The 15,364-nt window shown below is 61.7% G+C and carries 28 protein-coding genes; all 28 read left to right on the plus strand.

Annotated features, from left to right (window positions below; genetic code table 11):
- Positions 1–494: EF-Tu C-terminal domain-related protein (locus tag NKH95_RS30510; RefSeq protein ID WP_352894210.1), on the plus strand; the 494-nt coding region annotated here is incomplete at its 5' end.
- 69 nt (positions 495–563) lie between these two features.
- Positions 564–872 (plus strand): 30S ribosomal protein S10, encoded by a 309-nt coding sequence (gene rpsJ, locus NKH95_RS30515; protein WP_010909272.1) that lies wholly within the window; start codon positions 564–566, stop codon positions 870–872.
- A gap of 61 nt (positions 873–933) precedes the next feature.
- A complete protein-coding gene (gene rplC / locus NKH95_RS30520; RefSeq protein ID WP_013531422.1) occupies positions 934–1,662 on the plus strand; it encodes a 50S ribosomal protein L3 in 729 nt (242 codons plus the stop codon).
- On the plus strand, positions 1,662–2,282 hold the full coding sequence (rplD, locus tag NKH95_RS30525; RefSeq protein ID WP_013531423.1) for a 50S ribosomal protein L4: 621 nt from the start codon (positions 1,662–1,664) through the stop codon (positions 2,280–2,282). Before rplC ends, rplD begins: the two co-directional genes overlap by 1 nt.
- Positions 2,279–2,572, plus strand: a complete 294-nt coding sequence (locus NKH95_RS30530; RefSeq protein ID WP_013531424.1) for a 50S ribosomal protein L23 — start codon at positions 2,279–2,281, stop codon at positions 2,570–2,572. The genes rplD and NKH95_RS30530 overlap by 4 nt, the downstream gene beginning before the upstream one ends.
- A gap of 22 nt (positions 2,573–2,594) precedes the next feature.
- Positions 2,595–3,428, plus strand: a complete 834-nt coding sequence (gene rplB, locus NKH95_RS30535) for a 50S ribosomal protein L2 (protein WP_024505067.1) — start codon at positions 2,595–2,597, stop codon at positions 3,426–3,428.
- A gap of 16 nt (positions 3,429–3,444) precedes the next feature.
- On the plus strand, positions 3,445–3,723 hold the full coding sequence (gene rpsS / locus NKH95_RS30540; protein WP_006205463.1) for a 30S ribosomal protein S19: 279 nt from the start codon (positions 3,445–3,447) through the stop codon (positions 3,721–3,723).
- Positions 3,724–3,725: 2 nt separating this feature from the next.
- A complete protein-coding gene (rplV, locus tag NKH95_RS30545) occupies positions 3,726–4,115 on the plus strand; it encodes a 50S ribosomal protein L22 (protein WP_006205462.1) in 390 nt (129 codons plus the stop codon).
- Complete coding sequence (gene rpsC / locus NKH95_RS30550) at positions 4,115–4,840, plus strand: 30S ribosomal protein S3 (protein ID WP_013531426.1); 726 nt, start codon at positions 4,115–4,117, stop codon at positions 4,838–4,840. The genes rplV and rpsC overlap by 1 nt, the downstream gene beginning before the upstream one ends.
- Positions 4,841–4,867: 27 nt before the next feature.
- Complete coding sequence (gene rplP, locus NKH95_RS30555) at positions 4,868–5,281, plus strand: 50S ribosomal protein L16 (protein WP_013531427.1); 414 nt, start codon at positions 4,868–4,870, stop codon at positions 5,279–5,281.
- Between the two features lie 13 nt (positions 5,282–5,294).
- Positions 5,295–5,495, plus strand: a complete 201-nt coding sequence (rpmC, locus tag NKH95_RS30560; protein WP_006205459.1) for a 50S ribosomal protein L29 — start codon at positions 5,295–5,297, stop codon at positions 5,493–5,495.
- Positions 5,496–5,506: 11 nt separating this feature from the next.
- Positions 5,507–5,746: a 30S ribosomal protein S17 gene (gene rpsQ, locus NKH95_RS30565; protein ID WP_010909280.1), complete on the plus strand. Its 240-nt coding sequence runs from the start codon at positions 5,507–5,509 to the stop codon at positions 5,744–5,746.
- An 83-nt stretch (positions 5,747–5,829) separates the two neighbouring features.
- Positions 5,830–6,198 carry a 50S ribosomal protein L14 gene (rplN, locus tag NKH95_RS30570; protein WP_006205457.1) on the plus strand — a complete coding sequence of 123 codons (369 nt, stop codon included), beginning with the start codon at positions 5,830–5,832 and terminating at the stop codon, positions 6,196–6,198.
- Positions 6,199–6,210: 12 nt separating this feature from the next.
- Positions 6,211–6,525, plus strand: a complete 315-nt coding sequence (rplX, locus tag NKH95_RS30575; protein WP_013531428.1) for a 50S ribosomal protein L24 — start codon at positions 6,211–6,213, stop codon at positions 6,523–6,525.
- Positions 6,518–7,117, plus strand: coding sequence for a 50S ribosomal protein L5 (gene rplE / locus NKH95_RS30580; protein WP_013531429.1), 600 nt, complete (start codon positions 6,518–6,520; stop codon positions 7,115–7,117). Before rplX ends, rplE begins: the two co-directional genes overlap by 8 nt.
- Before the next feature lie 27 nt (positions 7,118–7,144).
- Positions 7,145–7,450 carry a 30S ribosomal protein S14 gene (gene rpsN, locus NKH95_RS30585; RefSeq protein ID WP_013895695.1) on the plus strand — a complete coding sequence of 102 codons (306 nt, stop codon included), beginning with the start codon at positions 7,145–7,147 and terminating at the stop codon, positions 7,448–7,450.
- A gap of 12 nt (positions 7,451–7,462) precedes the next feature.
- Complete coding sequence (gene rpsH / locus NKH95_RS30590; protein WP_013531431.1) at positions 7,463–7,861, plus strand: 30S ribosomal protein S8; 399 nt, start codon at positions 7,463–7,465, stop codon at positions 7,859–7,861.
- An 89-nt stretch (positions 7,862–7,950) separates the two neighbouring features.
- Positions 7,951–8,484, plus strand: coding sequence for a 50S ribosomal protein L6 (gene rplF, locus NKH95_RS30595; RefSeq protein ID WP_013531432.1), 534 nt, complete (start codon positions 7,951–7,953; stop codon positions 8,482–8,484).
- Between the two features lie 138 nt (positions 8,485–8,622).
- Complete coding sequence (rplR, locus tag NKH95_RS30600) at positions 8,623–8,982, plus strand: 50S ribosomal protein L18 (protein ID WP_027038735.1); 360 nt, start codon at positions 8,623–8,625, stop codon at positions 8,980–8,982.
- Between the two features lie 131 nt (positions 8,983–9,113).
- Positions 9,114–9,677, plus strand: coding sequence for a 30S ribosomal protein S5 (rpsE, locus tag NKH95_RS30605; RefSeq protein ID WP_006333394.1), 564 nt, complete (start codon positions 9,114–9,116; stop codon positions 9,675–9,677).
- Positions 9,678–9,701: 24 nt separating this feature from the next.
- Positions 9,702–9,899 (plus strand): 50S ribosomal protein L30, encoded by a 198-nt coding sequence (gene rpmD / locus NKH95_RS30610; RefSeq protein ID WP_006205449.1) that lies wholly within the window; start codon positions 9,702–9,704, stop codon positions 9,897–9,899.
- 22 nt (positions 9,900–9,921) lie between these two features.
- Positions 9,922–10,398 carry a 50S ribosomal protein L15 gene (gene rplO, locus NKH95_RS30615; protein WP_013531434.1) on the plus strand — a complete coding sequence of 159 codons (477 nt, stop codon included), beginning with the start codon at positions 9,922–9,924 and terminating at the stop codon, positions 10,396–10,398.
- 192 nt (positions 10,399–10,590) lie between these two features.
- Entirely contained in the window at positions 10,591–11,931 is a 1,341-nt protein-coding gene (secY, locus tag NKH95_RS30620; protein ID WP_023812083.1) for a preprotein translocase subunit SecY, read from the plus strand.
- Positions 11,928–12,524, plus strand: coding sequence for an adenylate kinase (locus tag NKH95_RS30625; RefSeq protein WP_023812082.1), 597 nt, complete (start codon positions 11,928–11,930; stop codon positions 12,522–12,524). The genes secY and NKH95_RS30625 overlap by 4 nt, the downstream gene beginning before the upstream one ends.
- 210 nt (positions 12,525–12,734) lie before the next feature.
- Positions 12,735–13,103 (plus strand): 30S ribosomal protein S13, encoded by a 369-nt coding sequence (gene rpsM / locus NKH95_RS30630; RefSeq protein WP_013531437.1) that lies wholly within the window; start codon positions 12,735–12,737, stop codon positions 13,101–13,103.
- 161 nt (positions 13,104–13,264) lie between these two features.
- Positions 13,265–13,654, plus strand: coding sequence for a 30S ribosomal protein S11 (gene rpsK / locus NKH95_RS30635; protein WP_006205444.1), 390 nt, complete (start codon positions 13,265–13,267; stop codon positions 13,652–13,654).
- A 102-nt stretch (positions 13,655–13,756) separates the two neighbouring features.
- Positions 13,757–14,767, plus strand: coding sequence for a DNA-directed RNA polymerase subunit alpha (locus tag NKH95_RS30640; RefSeq protein ID WP_023812081.1), 1,011 nt, complete (start codon positions 13,757–13,759; stop codon positions 14,765–14,767).
- 104 nt (positions 14,768–14,871) lie between these two features.
- On the plus strand, positions 14,872–15,303 hold the full coding sequence (gene rplQ, locus NKH95_RS30645) for a 50S ribosomal protein L17 (protein WP_027038732.1): 432 nt from the start codon (positions 14,872–14,874) through the stop codon (positions 15,301–15,303).
- Positions 15,304–15,364 lie beyond the last annotated feature (61 nt).

Consider the following 15,364-nt stretch of genomic DNA (forward strand, 5'->3'; position numbering starts at 1 on the left):
GCGTCGAGCGCGGCGTGGTCAAGGTCGGCGAGGAGCTGGAGATCATCGGCATCCGTCCGACGACCAAGACGACCTGCACGGGCGTCGAGATGTTCCGCAAGCTGCTCGATCAGGGCCAGGCTGGCGACAACATCGGCGCGCTGCTGCGCGGCGTTGATCGCGAAGGTGTCGAGCGCGGCCAGGTTCTGGCCAAGCCCGGTACGGTGAAGCCGCACAAGAAGTTCGTGGCCGAAGCCTACATCCTGACCAAGGACGAAGGTGGCCGTCACACGCCGTTCTTCACCAACTACCGTCCGCAGTTCTACTTCCGCACGACCGACGTGACCGGCATCGTGTCGCTGCCGGAAGGCACCGAAATGGTGATGCCTGGCGACAACATCACGGTCGATGTCGAGCTGATCGTGCCGATCGCAATGGAAGAGAAGCTGCGCTTCGCCATCCGTGAAGGCGGCCGCACCGTCGGTGCCGGCATCGTCGTCACCATCAAAGAGTAATTTGGACTTAAACCGATCTGTCGCGGGCGCGGGAGTTGCCCGCGCCGCGCCAGAACAAGGAAGTGACGCATGAACGGACAGAATATCCGCATCCGCCTTAAGGCGTTTGACCACCGCGTGCTCGACGCCTCGACGAAAGAAATCGTGTCGACGGCCAAGCGTACCGGTGCAAACGTCCGCGGCCCCATTCCGCTGCCGACGCGGATCGAAAAGTTCACGGTCAACCGGTCGCCTCACGTCGACAAGAAGAGCCGCGAGCAGTTCGAGATGCGCACGCACAAGCGTCTGCTCGACATCGTCGATCCGACCCCGCAGACGGTCGATGCTTTGATGAAGCTCGATCTGGCCGCCGGCGTCGATGTCGAGATCAAGCTCTAAGGGAATGAGAGCGCGGTAAGGGGCGGTGCCCCTGGCCCGGAACTCTAAAGGAATTGAACCGATGCGTTCAGGTGTGATTGCAAAAAAGGTGGGAATGACCCGCATCTATAACGATGCCGGGGAACATGTTCCCGTCACCGTTCTCCTGATGGAGAACTGCCAGGTCGTGGCCCAGCGCACGCAAGAGAAGAATGGCTACACCGCCGTTCAGCTCGGCGTTGGCCTTGCCAAGGTGAAGAACACGTCGAAGGCGATGCGCGGCCATTTCGCGACCGCTTCCGTCGAGCCGAAGGCGAAGGTCGCCGAGTTCCGCGTCTCCGCCGACAACATGATCGATGTCGGCGCGGAGATCACCGTCGAGCACTTCGTCGCCGGCCAGAAGGTCGATGTGACGGGCACGACGATCGGCAAGGGTTTTCAGGGCGTCATTAAGCGCCACCACATGGGCGGTGGCCGTGCGACGCACGGTAACTCGGTTTCGCACCGTACGCACGGTTCGACCGGCCAGCGCCAGGACCCGGGCAAGGTGTTCAAGGGCAAGCATATGGCTGGCCACATGGGCGACACCCGCGTCACCACGCAGAATGTCGAGATCGTATCGACCGACGCCGACCGCGGCCTGATCCTGATCCGCGGTGCGGTTCCCGGATCGAAGGGCGCCTGGATCCTGGTCCGCGATGCGGCCAAGGTGGCACTGCCGGCCAATGCGCCGAAGCCTGCCGCGATCCGCGCCGTTGCTGCCGAAAGTGGCGCCAAGAACGAGGCTCCGGCCACAGAGGGAGCGGAATAATGGATCTCAAGATCACAACGCTGGGCGGCAAGGACGCCGGCAAGGTGGAACTCTCCGACGAGATTTTCGGCCTTGATCCGCGCGAAGACATCCTGCAGCGCGTCGTGCGCTGGCAGCTTGCCAAGAAGCAGCAGGGCACGCACAAGACCAAGGGTCGCGCCGAGATCGCGCGCACCGGCGCCAAGATGTACAAGCAGAAGGGTACGGGCCGCGCCCGTCACCATTCGGCACGCGCTCCGCAGTTCCGCGGCGGCGGCAAGGCCCACGGCCCGGTCGTTCGCAGCCACGAGCACGAACTGCCGAAGAAGGTTCGTGCTCTCGGCCTCAAGCATGCTCTCTCGGCCAAGGCCAAGAGCGCGTCGATCATCATCATCGACGAGCTGAAGCTGACCGAGGCCAAGACGAAGGCGCTGATCGCGAATTTCGCGACGCTGGGCCTGACCAACGCTTTGCTGATCGGCGGCGCCGAGCTTGACAAGAACTTCAAGCTGGCGGCGACGAACATCCCCAACATCGACGTGCTGCCCATCCAGGGCATCAACGTCTACGACATTCTGCGCCGCGGCACGCTGGTCCTTTCGAAGGCCGCCGTCGAGGCTCTCGAGGAGCGTTTTAAATGACCGACCTTCGTCATTACGACGTGATCGTCTCGCCGGCGATCACCGAAAAGTCGACCATGGCCTCCGAGCAGAACAAGGTCGTCTTCAACGTCGCCAAGAAGGCGTCGAAGCCGGAAATCAAGGCCGCCGTCGAAGCGCTGTTCGGCGTCAAGGTGATGGCCGTGAACACGCTTGTCCGCAAGGGCAAGATCAAGCGCTTCCGTGGCACGGTTGGCCGCCAGAGCGACGTCAAGAAGGCGGTTGTGACGCTGGCCGATGGTCAGTCGATCGACGTCGCGACGGGTCTCTGAGCAAGGCCGCGAGGACAGAACAATGGCACTGAAAAAATTCAACCCGGTAACGCCCAGCACACGTCAGCTGGTCATCGTCGACCGCTCGGGCCTCTACAAGGGCAAGCCCGTCAAGGGTCTGACCGAAGGCCTGACCAAGTCGGGCGGCCGCAACAATCATGGTCGCATCACCGCACGCTTCATCGGCGGTGGTCACAAGCGTTCGTACCGCATCATCGACTTCAAGCGCCGCAAGTTCGACGTCGTCGGCACGGTCGAGCGCATTGAGTACGATCCGAACCGCACCGCCTTCATCGCGCTGATCAAGTATGATGATGGCGAGCTGTCCTACATCATCGCTCCGCAGCGTCTGGCTCCCGGCGACAAGATCGTCTCCGGTGAATCGGTCGACGTGAAGCCGGGCAATGCGATGCCGCTGGCTTCGATGCCGGTCGGCACCATCGTCCACAACATCGAGCTGAAGCCGGGTAAGGGCGCTCAGGTCGCCCGTTCGGCAGGTGGTTACGGTCAGCTGGTCGGTCGTGACCAGGGCATGGCGATCCTGCGCCTCAACTCGGGCGAGCAGCGTGTCGTTCACGGCTCCTGCATGGCCACTGTCGGTGCGGTGTCCAATCCGGACCACGGCAACATCAATGACGGCAAGGCCGGTCGCACGGTTTGGCGTGGCAAGCGCCCGCACAATCGCGGCGTGACCATGAACCCGGTCGACCATCCGCACGGCGGCGGCGAAGGCCGCACCTCGGGTGGCCGCCATCCGGTTTCGCCCTGGGGCAAGCCGACCAAGGGCAAGAAGACGCGGTCCAACAAGGCGACCGACAAGTTCATCCTGCGCTCGCGCCATCAGCGCAAGAGCTAAGAAGAGGTAACGCCAAGTGACTCGTTCGATTTGGAAAGGCCCCTTCATTGACGGCTACCTTCTCAAGAAGGTGGACAAGGTTCGTGAAGGTGGTCGCAATGAGGTGATCAAGATGTGGAGCCGTCGCTCCACCATCCTGCCGCAGTTCGTCGGCTTCACCTTCGGTGTCTACAACGGCCAGAAGCATGTTCCCGTCTCGGTGAACGAGGACATGGTCGGTCACAAGTTCGGTGAATTCGCTCCGACCCGGACCTATTACGGTCACGGCGCGGATAAGAAGGCGAAGAGGAAATAATCATGGGCAAGGCCAAAGCTCCGCGCAGGCTTGCTGATAACGAAGCGCGCGCCGTATTGCGCACGATCCGTATCAGCCCGCAGAAGCTCAACCTCGTTGCCGCGCTGATCCGCGGCAAGAAGGTCGCGACAGCGCTTTCCGATCTCGAATTCTCGGCCAAGCGGATTTCCGGCACGGTCAAGAAGACGCTGGAATCGGCAATCGCCAACGCGGAAAACAACCACGACCTGGATGTCGATGCACTGATCGTGGCGGAAGCCTATGTCGGCAAGTCGATCGTCATGAAGCGGTTCCATGCCCGTGGTCGCGGTCGCGCCAGCCGTATCGAGAAGCCGTTCTCGCACCTCACGATCGTCGTTCGTGAAGTCGAAGAAAAAGGGGAGGCCGCATAATGGGCCAGAAAGTCAATCCGATCGGTCTTCGCCTCGGCATCAACCGCACCTGGGATTCGCGCTGGTTCGCGAACACCGGCGAGTACGGCAAGCTGCTGCATGAGGACATCAAGATCCGCAAGTATCTCGAGAAGGAGCTCAAGCAGGCTGCCATCTCGAAGGTCGTGATCGAGCGTCCGCACAAGAAGTGCCGCGTCACCATCCACGCCGCGCGCCCGGGTCTGATCATCGGCAAGAAGGGCGCCGACATCGAGAAGCTTCGCAAGAAGCTGATGGAGATGACGAAGTCCGAGACGCACCTCAACATCGTTGAAGTGCGCAAGCCGGAAATCGACGCGACCCTGGTCGCCCAGTCGATCGCCCAGCAGCTCGAGCGTCGTATCGCGTTCCGCCGCGCCATGAAGCGCGCCGTTCAGTCGGCGATGCGCCTCGGTGCCGAAGGCATCCGCATCAACTGCGCCGGCCGCCTCGGCGGCGCCGAGATCGCGCGCATGGAATGGTATCGCGAAGGCCGCGTGCCGCTGCATACGCTGCGTGCGGACGTCGACTACGGTACGGCCGAAGCGCACACGGCTTATGGCATCTGCGGCGTCAAGGTCTGGGTGTTCAAGGGCGAAATCCTTGAGCATGACCCGATGGCTTCGGAGCGTCGGGCCAGCGAAAGCGATGCAGCGCATGGCGGTGGTGGTGATCGCGAACGCGGTCGTCGTCGCGAAAACGCCTGAGACATTTAGGAATTTGGAGTTAGAACGATGCTGCAGCCAAAGCGCACAAAGTTCCGCAAGCAGTTCAAGGGCCGTATCCATGGTACCGCAAAGGGCGGCACCAACCTGGATTTCGGTGGTTTCGGGCTGAAGGCGCTTGAGCCGAACCGCGTCACCGCACGTGAGATCGAGGCGGCCCGCCGCGCGATCACGCGTGAAATGAAGCGCGCTGGTCGCGTCTGGATCCGTATTTTCCCGGACGTGCCGGTCACTTCGAAGCCGACCGAAGTCCGCATGGGTAAGGGCAAGGGTGCGGTCGACTACTGGGCGGCGCGCGTCAAGCCGGGCCGTATCATGTTCGAGATCGACGGCGTCAATGAAGAAACCGCCCGTGAGGCACTGCGTCTCGGCGCGGCCAAGCTCTCGGTCAAGACGCGCTTCGTGCAGCGCATCGCAGAATAAGGACGGGCTGATCATGAAAGCCGAAGACATCCGGACCAAGACCCAGGACCAGCTGACCGACGACCTGGCCAGCCTGAAGAAGGAGCAGTTCAACCTGCGCTTCCAGAAGGCCACCGGCCAGCTCGAGAAGACCGCGCGCGTGAGACAGGTCCGTAAGGATATTGCGCGTATCAAGACCATCGCTGCGGAAAAGTCCGCGGCTAAGAAGGCTTAAGGACGAAAACCATGCCAAAGCGCATTCTGCAGGGCACCGTCGTCAGCGACAAGAACGAGAAGACGGTTGTCGTCAAGGTCGAACGGCGCTTCACGCATCCCGTGATGAAGAAGACCGTGCGCATGACCAAGAAGTACAAGGCGCACGACGAGAACAACGCCCACAAGGTAGGCGATCAGGTGTTCATCCAGGAATCGAAGCCGATTTCCAAGGACAAGCGCTGGATCGTCGTGTCTTCGGACCAAGCCTGACCTCGGGCGTAAACAACGAATTTTGGACAGACCGGGGAGGGGCTTTGAGCCCATCCCGTTAGAAGAGAAGAAGGCGGCCAGTCATGATTCAGATGCAAACAAACCTCGACGTCGCGGATAATTCCGGCGCCCGTCGTGTCATGTGCATCAAGGTGCTGGGCGGCTCGAAGCGGAAATACGCTTCCGTGGGCGACATCATCGTGGTGTCGATCAAGGAAGCCATTCCGCGCGGCCGCGTGAAGAAGGGCGATGTGATGAAGGCGGTCGTGGTTCGCACGGCCAAGGACATCCGCCGCCCGGACGGCAGCGTGATCCGTTTCGACAAGAACGCGGCCGTTCTCGTCGACAACAAGAAAGAGCCGATCGGCACGCGTATCTTCGGACCGGTTCCGCGCGAACTCCGCGCCAAGAACCACATGAAGATCATCTCGCTCGCGCCTGAAGTGCTGTAAGGAGCCGGACCAATGCAAAAGATTAGAAAAGGCGACAAGGTCGTCGTGCTGGCCGGCAAGGACAAGGGCCGTTCGGGCGAAGTCCTCTCGGTGCAGCCGAAGGAAGACACCGCGCTGGTGCGCGGCGTCAACATGATCCGTCGTCACCAGAAGCAGTCCCAGTCCCAAGAGGGCGGGATCATCACCAAGGAAGCGCCGATCCAGCTGTCGAACATCGCGCTGGCCGACCCCAAGGATGGCAAGCCGACCCGCGTCGGCTTCATCTTCCAGAAGGACGGCAAGAAGGTGCGCGTCGCCAAGCGCTCGGGAGAAGTCATCAATGGCTAAGGCTCAAACCACGAAGCCCAAGGCTGAAAGCAAACAGTCCAAGGCTCAGAACACGCCGCGCCTCAAGCAGGTCTACAACGAGACCATCCGCAAGGCGCTGCAGGAACAGTTCGGCTACGACAACGAGATGCAGGTTCCGCGCATCGACAAGATCGTGCTGAACATGGGCGTTGGCGAAGCGACCGCCGATTCGAAGAAGCCTTCGATCGCGGCCGAAGACCTGGCGATGATCGCCGGCCAGAAGGCCGTCGTCACCCGCGCCCGCAATTCGATCGCCGGCTTCAAGGTCCGCGAGAAGATGCCGATCGGTGCCAAGGTCACGTTGCGCAAGGAACGCATGTACGAGTTCCTCGACCGCCTCGTGAACATCGCACTGCCGCGCGTCCGCGACTTTCGCGGACTGAATCCGAAGAGCTTCGATGGCCGTGGCAACTACGCCATGGGCATCAAGGAACACATCGTGTTCCCGGAGATCAACTACGACAAGGTTGATCAGATCTGGGGCATGGACGTCATCGTTTGTACGACTGCGAAGACGGACGACGAAGCCAGGGCATTGCTCAAGGCCTTCAACTTCCCCTTCCGCCAGTAACGGCAGCGAGAAAAGGAAAAATCTGAAATGGCAAAGACCAGCTCAGTCGAGAAGAACAACAGGCGCCGCAAGCTTGCCGACCAGTACGGTCCCAAGCGGGCTGCGCTCAAGGCGATCATCATGGATCAGTCCAAGCCGATGGAAGAGCGTTTCCGCGCTCAGCTGAAGCTTGCCGCCATGCCGCGCAACTCGGCCAAGATCCGCATCCGCAACCGCTGCGAAGTCACCGGCCGTCCGCGCGCCTACTATCGCAAGCTCAAAGTATCGCGCATCGCGCTTCGTGATCTCGGCAATAACGGCCAGATCCCGGGCCTGGTCAAGTCGAGCTGGTAAGGAGGACATAACATGTCATTGAGCGATCCTCTCGGCGATATGCTGACCCGCATCCGCAACGCGTATGGCCGCAAGAAGTCGAGCGTTTCGACGCCGGCTTCGCGTCTGCGCACCCGCGTCCTCGACGTGCTGAAGGCTGAAGGCTATATCCGCGATTACAGCCAGACCGACTTCGACAACGGCAAGTCCGAAATCGAGATCGAGCTGAAGTATTTCGACGGCGCGCCGGTCGTGCGCGAAATCGCCCGCGTCTCGAAGCCAGGCCGCCGCGTCTATGTTTCGGCCAAGTCGATTCCGCAGGTCGCCAACGGCCTCGGCATCGCCATCCTTTCGACACCGAAGGGCGTGATGGCCGACCATGAAGCACGTGAACAGAACGTCGGCGGTGAGATCCTCTGCCAGATCTTCTGATCTGGCAGTTGACCGCAAAGTGGAATCCGGTCTTCGGATCGTTCCCGAAGACAGAGACCTGAAACAAGAGAAGTGACGAGGACAACAAAATGTCTCGTATTGGAAAGAAACCCGTTTCGCTGCCGCAGGGCGTGACCGCGACCGTCAACGGCCAGACCGTGACGGCGAAGGGCCCCAAGGGTGAGCTGAAGTTCGTGGTGAACGACGAAGTGCTGGTCAAGATGGAAGGCAGCGAGATCGCTGTCCAGCCGCGCGACCAGACCAAGACCGCCCGCTCCAAGTGGGGCATGTCGCGCACGCAGATCGTCAACATCCTGCAGGGCGTCAAGGACGGTTTCGAGAAGAAGCTCGAGATCACCGGCGTCGGCTATCGCGCGGCACTTCAGGGCAAGAACCTGCAGCTGGCGCTTGGCTTCAGCCATGACGTTGTCTATGAGACGCCGCAGGGCATCACCATCACGGTGCCGAAGCCGACTGAAATCACCGTGGCCGGCATCGACAAGCAGCAGGTCGGCCAGGTTGCGGCCGAGATCCGCGAGTATCGTGGTCCGGAGCCCTACAAGGGCAAGGGCGTCCGCTATGCTGGCGAGAAGATCGTCCGCAAGGAAGGCAAGAAGAAGTAGTGGGCCTGGCCTCGAAAAGTCCAAGACTTTTCGGAAAGGCCAGGTCAGGAAGTGTAACGCCGCGGGGAGCGGTCGCGGGAGGCGCTTTCGCCTACCGCATATGGCGGCCCCCGTTTTTTGAAGGCAAGGAAGACCATCATGGGTACCAAGGAATCCACGCAGCGCCGCGCGCAGCGCGTCCGCCGTCAGATCAAGAAGGTCGCCGGCGAGCGCCCGCGTCTGTCGGTCCACCGCACGTCGAAGAACATCTACGTGCAGGTCATCGACGACGCCAAGGGCCACACCATCGCTGCCGCTTCGACGCTCGAGAAGGACCTCAAGGGTTCGCTCAAGACCGGCGCCGACACCGCCGCCGCCGCCGCGATCGGCAAGCTGATCGCTGAGCGCGCCACCAAGGCCGGCGTCAAGGAAGTCGTCTTCGACCGCGGCGCCTACATTTATCACGGCCGCGTCAAGGCGCTCGCCGAGGCTGCCCGCGAAGGTGGCTTGAGCTTCTAAGCATAGTCCCGAAAAGTTGCAGACTTTTCGGATAGGGATTATGCGAAGAAATTGATTTCGCCCCCGGTGACCCACAGAGGCACCGGATCTTATCAGCAACCGTGCTTCCGGAAAAAAACAAGGAACAGGATATGGCACAGGAACGTAGGGATGGCGGCCGCGGCCGCGATCGTGAAGAACGCGATGACGGCATGGTGGACAAGCTCGTCCACATCAACCGCGTCGCCAAGGTCGTCAAGGGCGGCCGTCGCTTCGGTTTTGCAGCACTCGTCGTCGTCGGCGACCAGAAGGGCCGCGTCGGCTTTGGTCACGGCAAGGCGCGCGAAGTGCCGGAAGCCATCCGCAAGGCAACTGAATCGGCCAAGCGCGACATGATCTTCGTGCCGCTGCGCTCGGGGCGTACGCTGCATCACGACGTCGAAGGACGCTGGGGTGCTGGACGCGTGCTGCTGCGCGCCGCCAAGCAAGGTACCGGCATCATCGCCGGCGGCCCGATGCGCGCTGTCTTCGAGACGCTCGGCATGCATGACGTGGTCGCCAAGTCGATGGGTTCGTCGAACCCCTACAACATGGTTCGCGCCACATTCGACGCGCTGAAGAGCCAGATGCATCCCAAGGATGTGGCTGCTGCTCGCGGCATCAAGTATTCGACCCTTCAGGCCCGCCGCGGCACCGCCGTTGCGGCTGAAGAATAGTCGATCTGACCAGGGATTTTGACCATGGCCAAGAAAGCAACCAAGACCATCACCGTTGAGCAGATCGGTTCGCCGATCCGCCGCCCGAAGGAACAGCGCGCAACGCTGGTCGGCCTCGGCCTCAACAAGATGCACAAGCAGCGCACGCTGGAAGATACGCCCTCCGTGCGCGGCATGATCGCTGCCGTCCAGCATCTCGTCCGCGTCGTGGACGAGGGCTGAGCCAGAGCGCAGGAGAACTCAGATGAAACTCAACGATCTGCGTGACAAGGACGGCGCGACGCACTCCAAGAAGCGTCTCGGCCGTGGTATCGGCTCCGGCTCGGGCAAGACCGGCGGTCGCGGCGTCAAGGGCCAGAAGGCGCGCTCCGGCGTCGCCATCAACGGCTTCGAGGGTGGCCAGATGCCGCTCTATCGGCGCCTGCCGAAGCGTGGCTTCAACAACATCTTCGCCAAGAGCTTCACCGTCGTGTCGCTGGCCCGCATCCAGGTGGCCATCGATGCCAAGAAGCTCGACGCCAAGGCGACCGTGACGGCTGAATCGCTGGTTGCCGCCGGCGTCATCCGCCGCGTCAAGGACGGCGTGCGCATCCTCTCGGACGGCGAGATCAAGGCGAAGCTCGCCTTTGACGTCGCCGGCGCCTCCAAGGCCGCGATCGAAAAGATCGAAAAGGCCGGCGGTTCGGTCAAGCTGCCGCAGGAAAAGGCAGCTGCCGAGTAACGGCAATTTGAAGCGCGGTCGGCAGGAGTGGGATCCGTTTTTGCTCACGATTGCGCTTTGATCTGCTCAGCGAGGCGGCCGCGTCAACGCGGCCGCTTGCATGTTTAGAGCCCGGAGCTTATCTCGTGAGCTTCGGTGAAACGCGCCGCCTGACCTCAGGGCCATCAAGCGTTACCAAGCGGAGAATCAGGCATGGCTTCGGCTGCTGAACAATTAGCCTCGAATCTGAATTTCTCGGCCTTCGCCAAGGCGGAGGATTTGAAGAAGCGCATCTGGTTCACGATCGGCGCGCTGCTTGTCTATCGCCTCGGCACCTACATCCCGCTTCCCGGTATCAATCCCGACGCCTTCGCCCAGGCCTTCTCTTCGCAGAGCAAGGGCGTGCTCGGCATGTTCAACATGTTCGCCGGCGGCGCCGTGCAGCGCATGGCGATCTTTGCGCTCGGCATCATGCCTTACATCTCCGCGTCCATCATCATGCAGCTGATGACCTCGGTCATCCCGTCACTGGAAGCGCTGAAGAAGGAAGGCGAACAGGGCCGCAAGGTCATCAACCAATACACGCGCTACGGCACCGTGCTGCTTGCGCTGGTTCAGGCCTATGGCATTTCTGTCGGTCTGGAAGGCGGCAACGGCATCGTCAGCGATCCCGGCATGTTCTTCCGCATCTCGACCGTCGTCACGCTGGTCGGCGGCACCATGTTCCTGATGTGGCTGGGCGAGCAGATAACCGCGCGCGGCATCGGCAACGGCATTTCGCTGATCATCTTCTCCGGTATCGTCGCCGGCCTGCCGCACGCCATCTCCGGCACGCTGGAGCTTGGCCGCACCGGCGCGCTGTCGACCGGCCTGATCCTGGCGATCATCGTGCTGGCCGTCGTCGTCATCGCGCTCATCGTGTTCTTTGAGCGCGCCCAGCGCCGCTTGCTGATCCAGTATCCGAAGCGCCAGGTCGGCAACCGCATGTTCCAGGGCGATACCTCGCATCTGCCTCTGAAGCTCAACACGTCGGGTGTCATTCCGCCGATCTTCGCCTCGTCGCTGCTGTTGCTGCCGGCCACCGTCGCGGGCTTCTCGCAGACGACCAACATGCCGGCCTGGGCAAGCACCATTCTGGCCGCACTCGGACATGGCCAGCCGCTCTACATGGCATTCTATGCGGCGATGATCGCGTTCTTCGCTTTCTTCTACACTGCGATTGTCTTCAACCCGAAGGACACCGCCGACCAGCTCAAGAAGCATTCAGGCTTCATCCCGGGTTATCGTCCGGGCGAGCGCACCGCCGATTACATCGATTACGTTCTCACCCGCATCACCGTCGTTGGCGCCATCTATCTGGTGCTGGTGTGCCTGCTGCCGGAGTTCCTGATCTCGGCGACTGGCGTACCATTCTACCTTGGTGGCACATCGCTTCTGATCGTGGTCAGTGTCACGCTCGATACGGTTGCGCAGATTCAGGGCCACCTGATCGCGCACCAGTATGAAGGCCTGATCAAGAAGTCGAAGCTGCGCGGGGGGAAGAAAGCCAGATGAGGTTGATATTGCTTGGGCCGCCAGGAGCGGGCAAGGGGACGCAAGCACAAAGACTGGTAGAAAAACACGGCATACCCCAGCTCTCGACGGGCGACATGCTGCGTGCTGCCGTCCAGGCAGGCACCGAAGTCGGCAAGCGCGCCAAGGCGGTGATGGATGCCGGTGAACTGGTGTCCGACGCGATCGTCAACGCGATCGTCGCCGAGCGTATCGATCAGCCCGACTGCGCCAAGGGATTCATCCTCGACGGCTATCCGCGGACCCTGGTGCAGGCGGATGCGGTCGAGCAGATGCTGTTGGATCGCTCCCAGGCCCTCGACGCCGTCATTGAGCTCGTGGTCGACGACAAGGCCCTGGTTGGCCGGATCGTCAAGCGCGCCGACGAGGCGCAGGCGGCCGGCCTTCCCGTTCGCAAGGACGACAATCCGACCGTGTTCGAAGAGCGCCTGAGGGAATATTACAAGAAGACGTCGCCGCTGATTGGGTACTATTATGCCAAGGGCAAGCTCCGCAGTGTCGACGGCATGGCCGATATCGACGCCGTGACGGAACAGATCGAAGCGGTGCTCAAGGACGCAGTGCGGGGAAATTAACGATTGCACTTGACGGAGGCGGTTCGCTGCGGTATGGCGGCCCGTCTTCCTATCAGGCATGAGCTTTGCTTGTCCGCAAGGGCAAGGCAGCCGTATTGAACTGGAAACTCCCGCATGGGCCGGCCTCCACCGGACGCGGGGCAACTTAAGACAGCGCCGAGCCTGCCTTGTTTTTGAGGATTGGCTGGCCCACATGGAGAAGGAAAGAACATGGCTCGTATAGCCGGCGTCAACATTCCGACCAACAAGCGCGTTGTCATTGCGCTTCAGTACATTCACGGCATTGGCAAGCGGTTCGCCCAGGAGATCGTCGACAAGGTCGGCATTCCGGCCGAGCGTCGCGTCAACCAGCTGACCGACGCGGAAGTGCTGCAGATCCGCGAAACCATCGACCGCGATTACCAGGTCGAGGGCGACCTGCGCCGCGAAGTCTCTATGAACATCAAGCGGCTCATGGACCTCGGCTGCTACCGCGGCCTGCGTCACCGCCGCTCGCTGCCGGTCCGCGGCCAGCGCACGCATACCAATGCGCGCACCCGCAAGGGCCCGGCCAAGTCGATCGCCGGCAAGAAGAAGTAATTTGTTAGGGGAATAAGGGAGTAGGGGAGTAAGGCAGTAGGGAATGCCCATCAATCGGGCCGCACTTTTCCCTACTCCCTTACTGCCCTATTCCCCTACTCCCTTACGAAGGTGGAGCCGCTGGCATTACGGCGGTGTAGAGATCAACTGAAAGGACTATCATGGCCAAGGAAGCCGCTCGTGTTCGCCGTCGCGAACGCAAGAACATCTCGTCGGGCGTTGCCCACGTCAATTCGACCTTCAACAACACGATGATCACCATCACCGACGCGCAGGGCAATTCGATTGCCTGGTCGTCGGCCGGTGCCCAGGGCTTCAAGGGTTCGCGCAAGTCGACCCCGTTCGCTGCCCAGATGGCTGCCGAGGATGTTGCCAAGAAGGCCCAGGAACACGGCATGCGCATGCTCGAAGTCGAGGTCTGCGGGCCCGGCTCCGGTCGTGAATCGGCACTGCGCGCCCTGCAGGCCGCCGGCTTCACCATCACGTCGATCCGTGATGTGACGCCGATCCCGCACAATGGCTGCCGCCCGCGCAAGAAGCGTCGCGTCTAAGCATTTACCGAACGCCGCGCGAGCGCCCTTGGGCGCTCCTCCGCGGCATTCCAGGTCGCCCGCCACGATTGGATGGTGGCGGGTCAACGGAAGGAAAGCATCATGATCCAGAAAAATTGGCAGGAACTGATCAAGCCGAACAAGATCGAGTTCTCGTCGAAGAAGAAGACGCTGACCACGCTGGTCGCCGAGCCTCTCGAGCGTGGCTTTGGCCTGACGCTGGGCAACGCGCTGCGCCGCGTGCTTCTGTCTTCGCTGCGCGGTGCGGCTGTTACCGCCGTGCAGATCGACGGCGTTCTGCATGAATTCTCGTCCATCGCCGGTGTGCGCGAGGACGTGACCGACATCGTCCTCAACATCAAGGAAATCGCCATCCGCATGGAAGGCGATGGTCCCAAGCGCATGGTCGTTCGCAAGCAGGGACCGGGTGCGGTTCTCGCCGGCGACATCCAGACGGTTGGCGACGTCGAGATCCTCAACCCCGACCACGTCATCTGCACGCTGGACGAAGGCGCTGAAATCCGCATGGAATTCACCGTCGACACCGGCAAGGGTTACGTGCCGGCCGACCGCAACCGCGCCGAAGACGCGCCGATCGGTCTCATCCCGGTCGACAGCCTTTATTCGCCGGTCAAGAAGGTCTCCTACAAGGTCGAGAACACCCGCGAGGGTCAGGTTCTCGACTATGACAAGCTGACCATGACGATCGACACCGACGGTTCGATCACCGGCGAGGACGCGGTGGCTTTCGCCGCCCGCATCCTGCAGGACCAGCTCGGCTTGTTCGTCAACTTCGACGAGCCGCAGAAGGAAGTCGCCGCCGAGGCCGTCACCGAGCTCGCCTTCAACCCGGCGCTGCTCAAGAAGGTCGACGAGCTCGAGCTTTCGGTGCGTTCGGCCAACTGCCTGAAGAACGACAACATCGTCTATATCGGCGACCTGATCCAGAAGACCGAAGCCGAGATGCTCCGCACCCCGAACTTCGGCCGCAAGTCGCTGAACGAGATCAAGGAAGTCCTGGCGGCGATGGGCCTGCACCTCGGCATGGAAGTGCCGGACTGGCCGCCGGAAAATATCGAAGACCTCGCCAAGCGTTACGAAGACCAATATTGAGCATGAATTCCAAGGATGGGCGGCGTGGGCCGCTCGATCCGACGGTCATGCGGAAAACCATCAGAGGCCACGGCCTCTTGAACAACTGAAGAAGGAAAAGAGCCATGCGCCACGGTTTCAAAGGCCGTCGCTTCGCCCGAAGCATTAGCCATCGCAAGTCGATGTTCGCCAACCTCGCCGTGTCGCTGCTCGAGCACGAGCAGATCGTCACGACCTTGCCGAAGGCGAAGGACCTGCGTCCGATCGTCGAGAAGCTGGTGACGCTCGGCAAGCGCGGCGACCTGCACGCCCGCCGCCAGGTCATTGCCCAGATCGGCAATGAAGGCGTCGTCAAGCGTCTGTTCGACACCATCGCGCCGCGTTACGCCAACCGCAATGGCGGCTATCTGCGTATCATGAAGGCGGGCTTCCGTCACGGTGACAACGCCGCCATGGCTGTCATCGAGTTCGTCGATCGTGACGTCTCGGCCAAGGGCGCCGGCGACCGCGCTCGCATCGAAGCCGAAGGTGCCGACGCGGATGCCGCAGCCGCATAAGGCTCGGTTTTCCCAATGAGTTCAAAGGGGCCTGCGGGCCCCTTTTTTGTTTTCTGAAAGC

The organism is Mesorhizobium sp. M0848, from assembly GCF_040319805.1.
Taxonomy (GTDB): domain Bacteria; phylum Pseudomonadota; class Alphaproteobacteria; order Rhizobiales; family Rhizobiaceae; genus Mesorhizobium.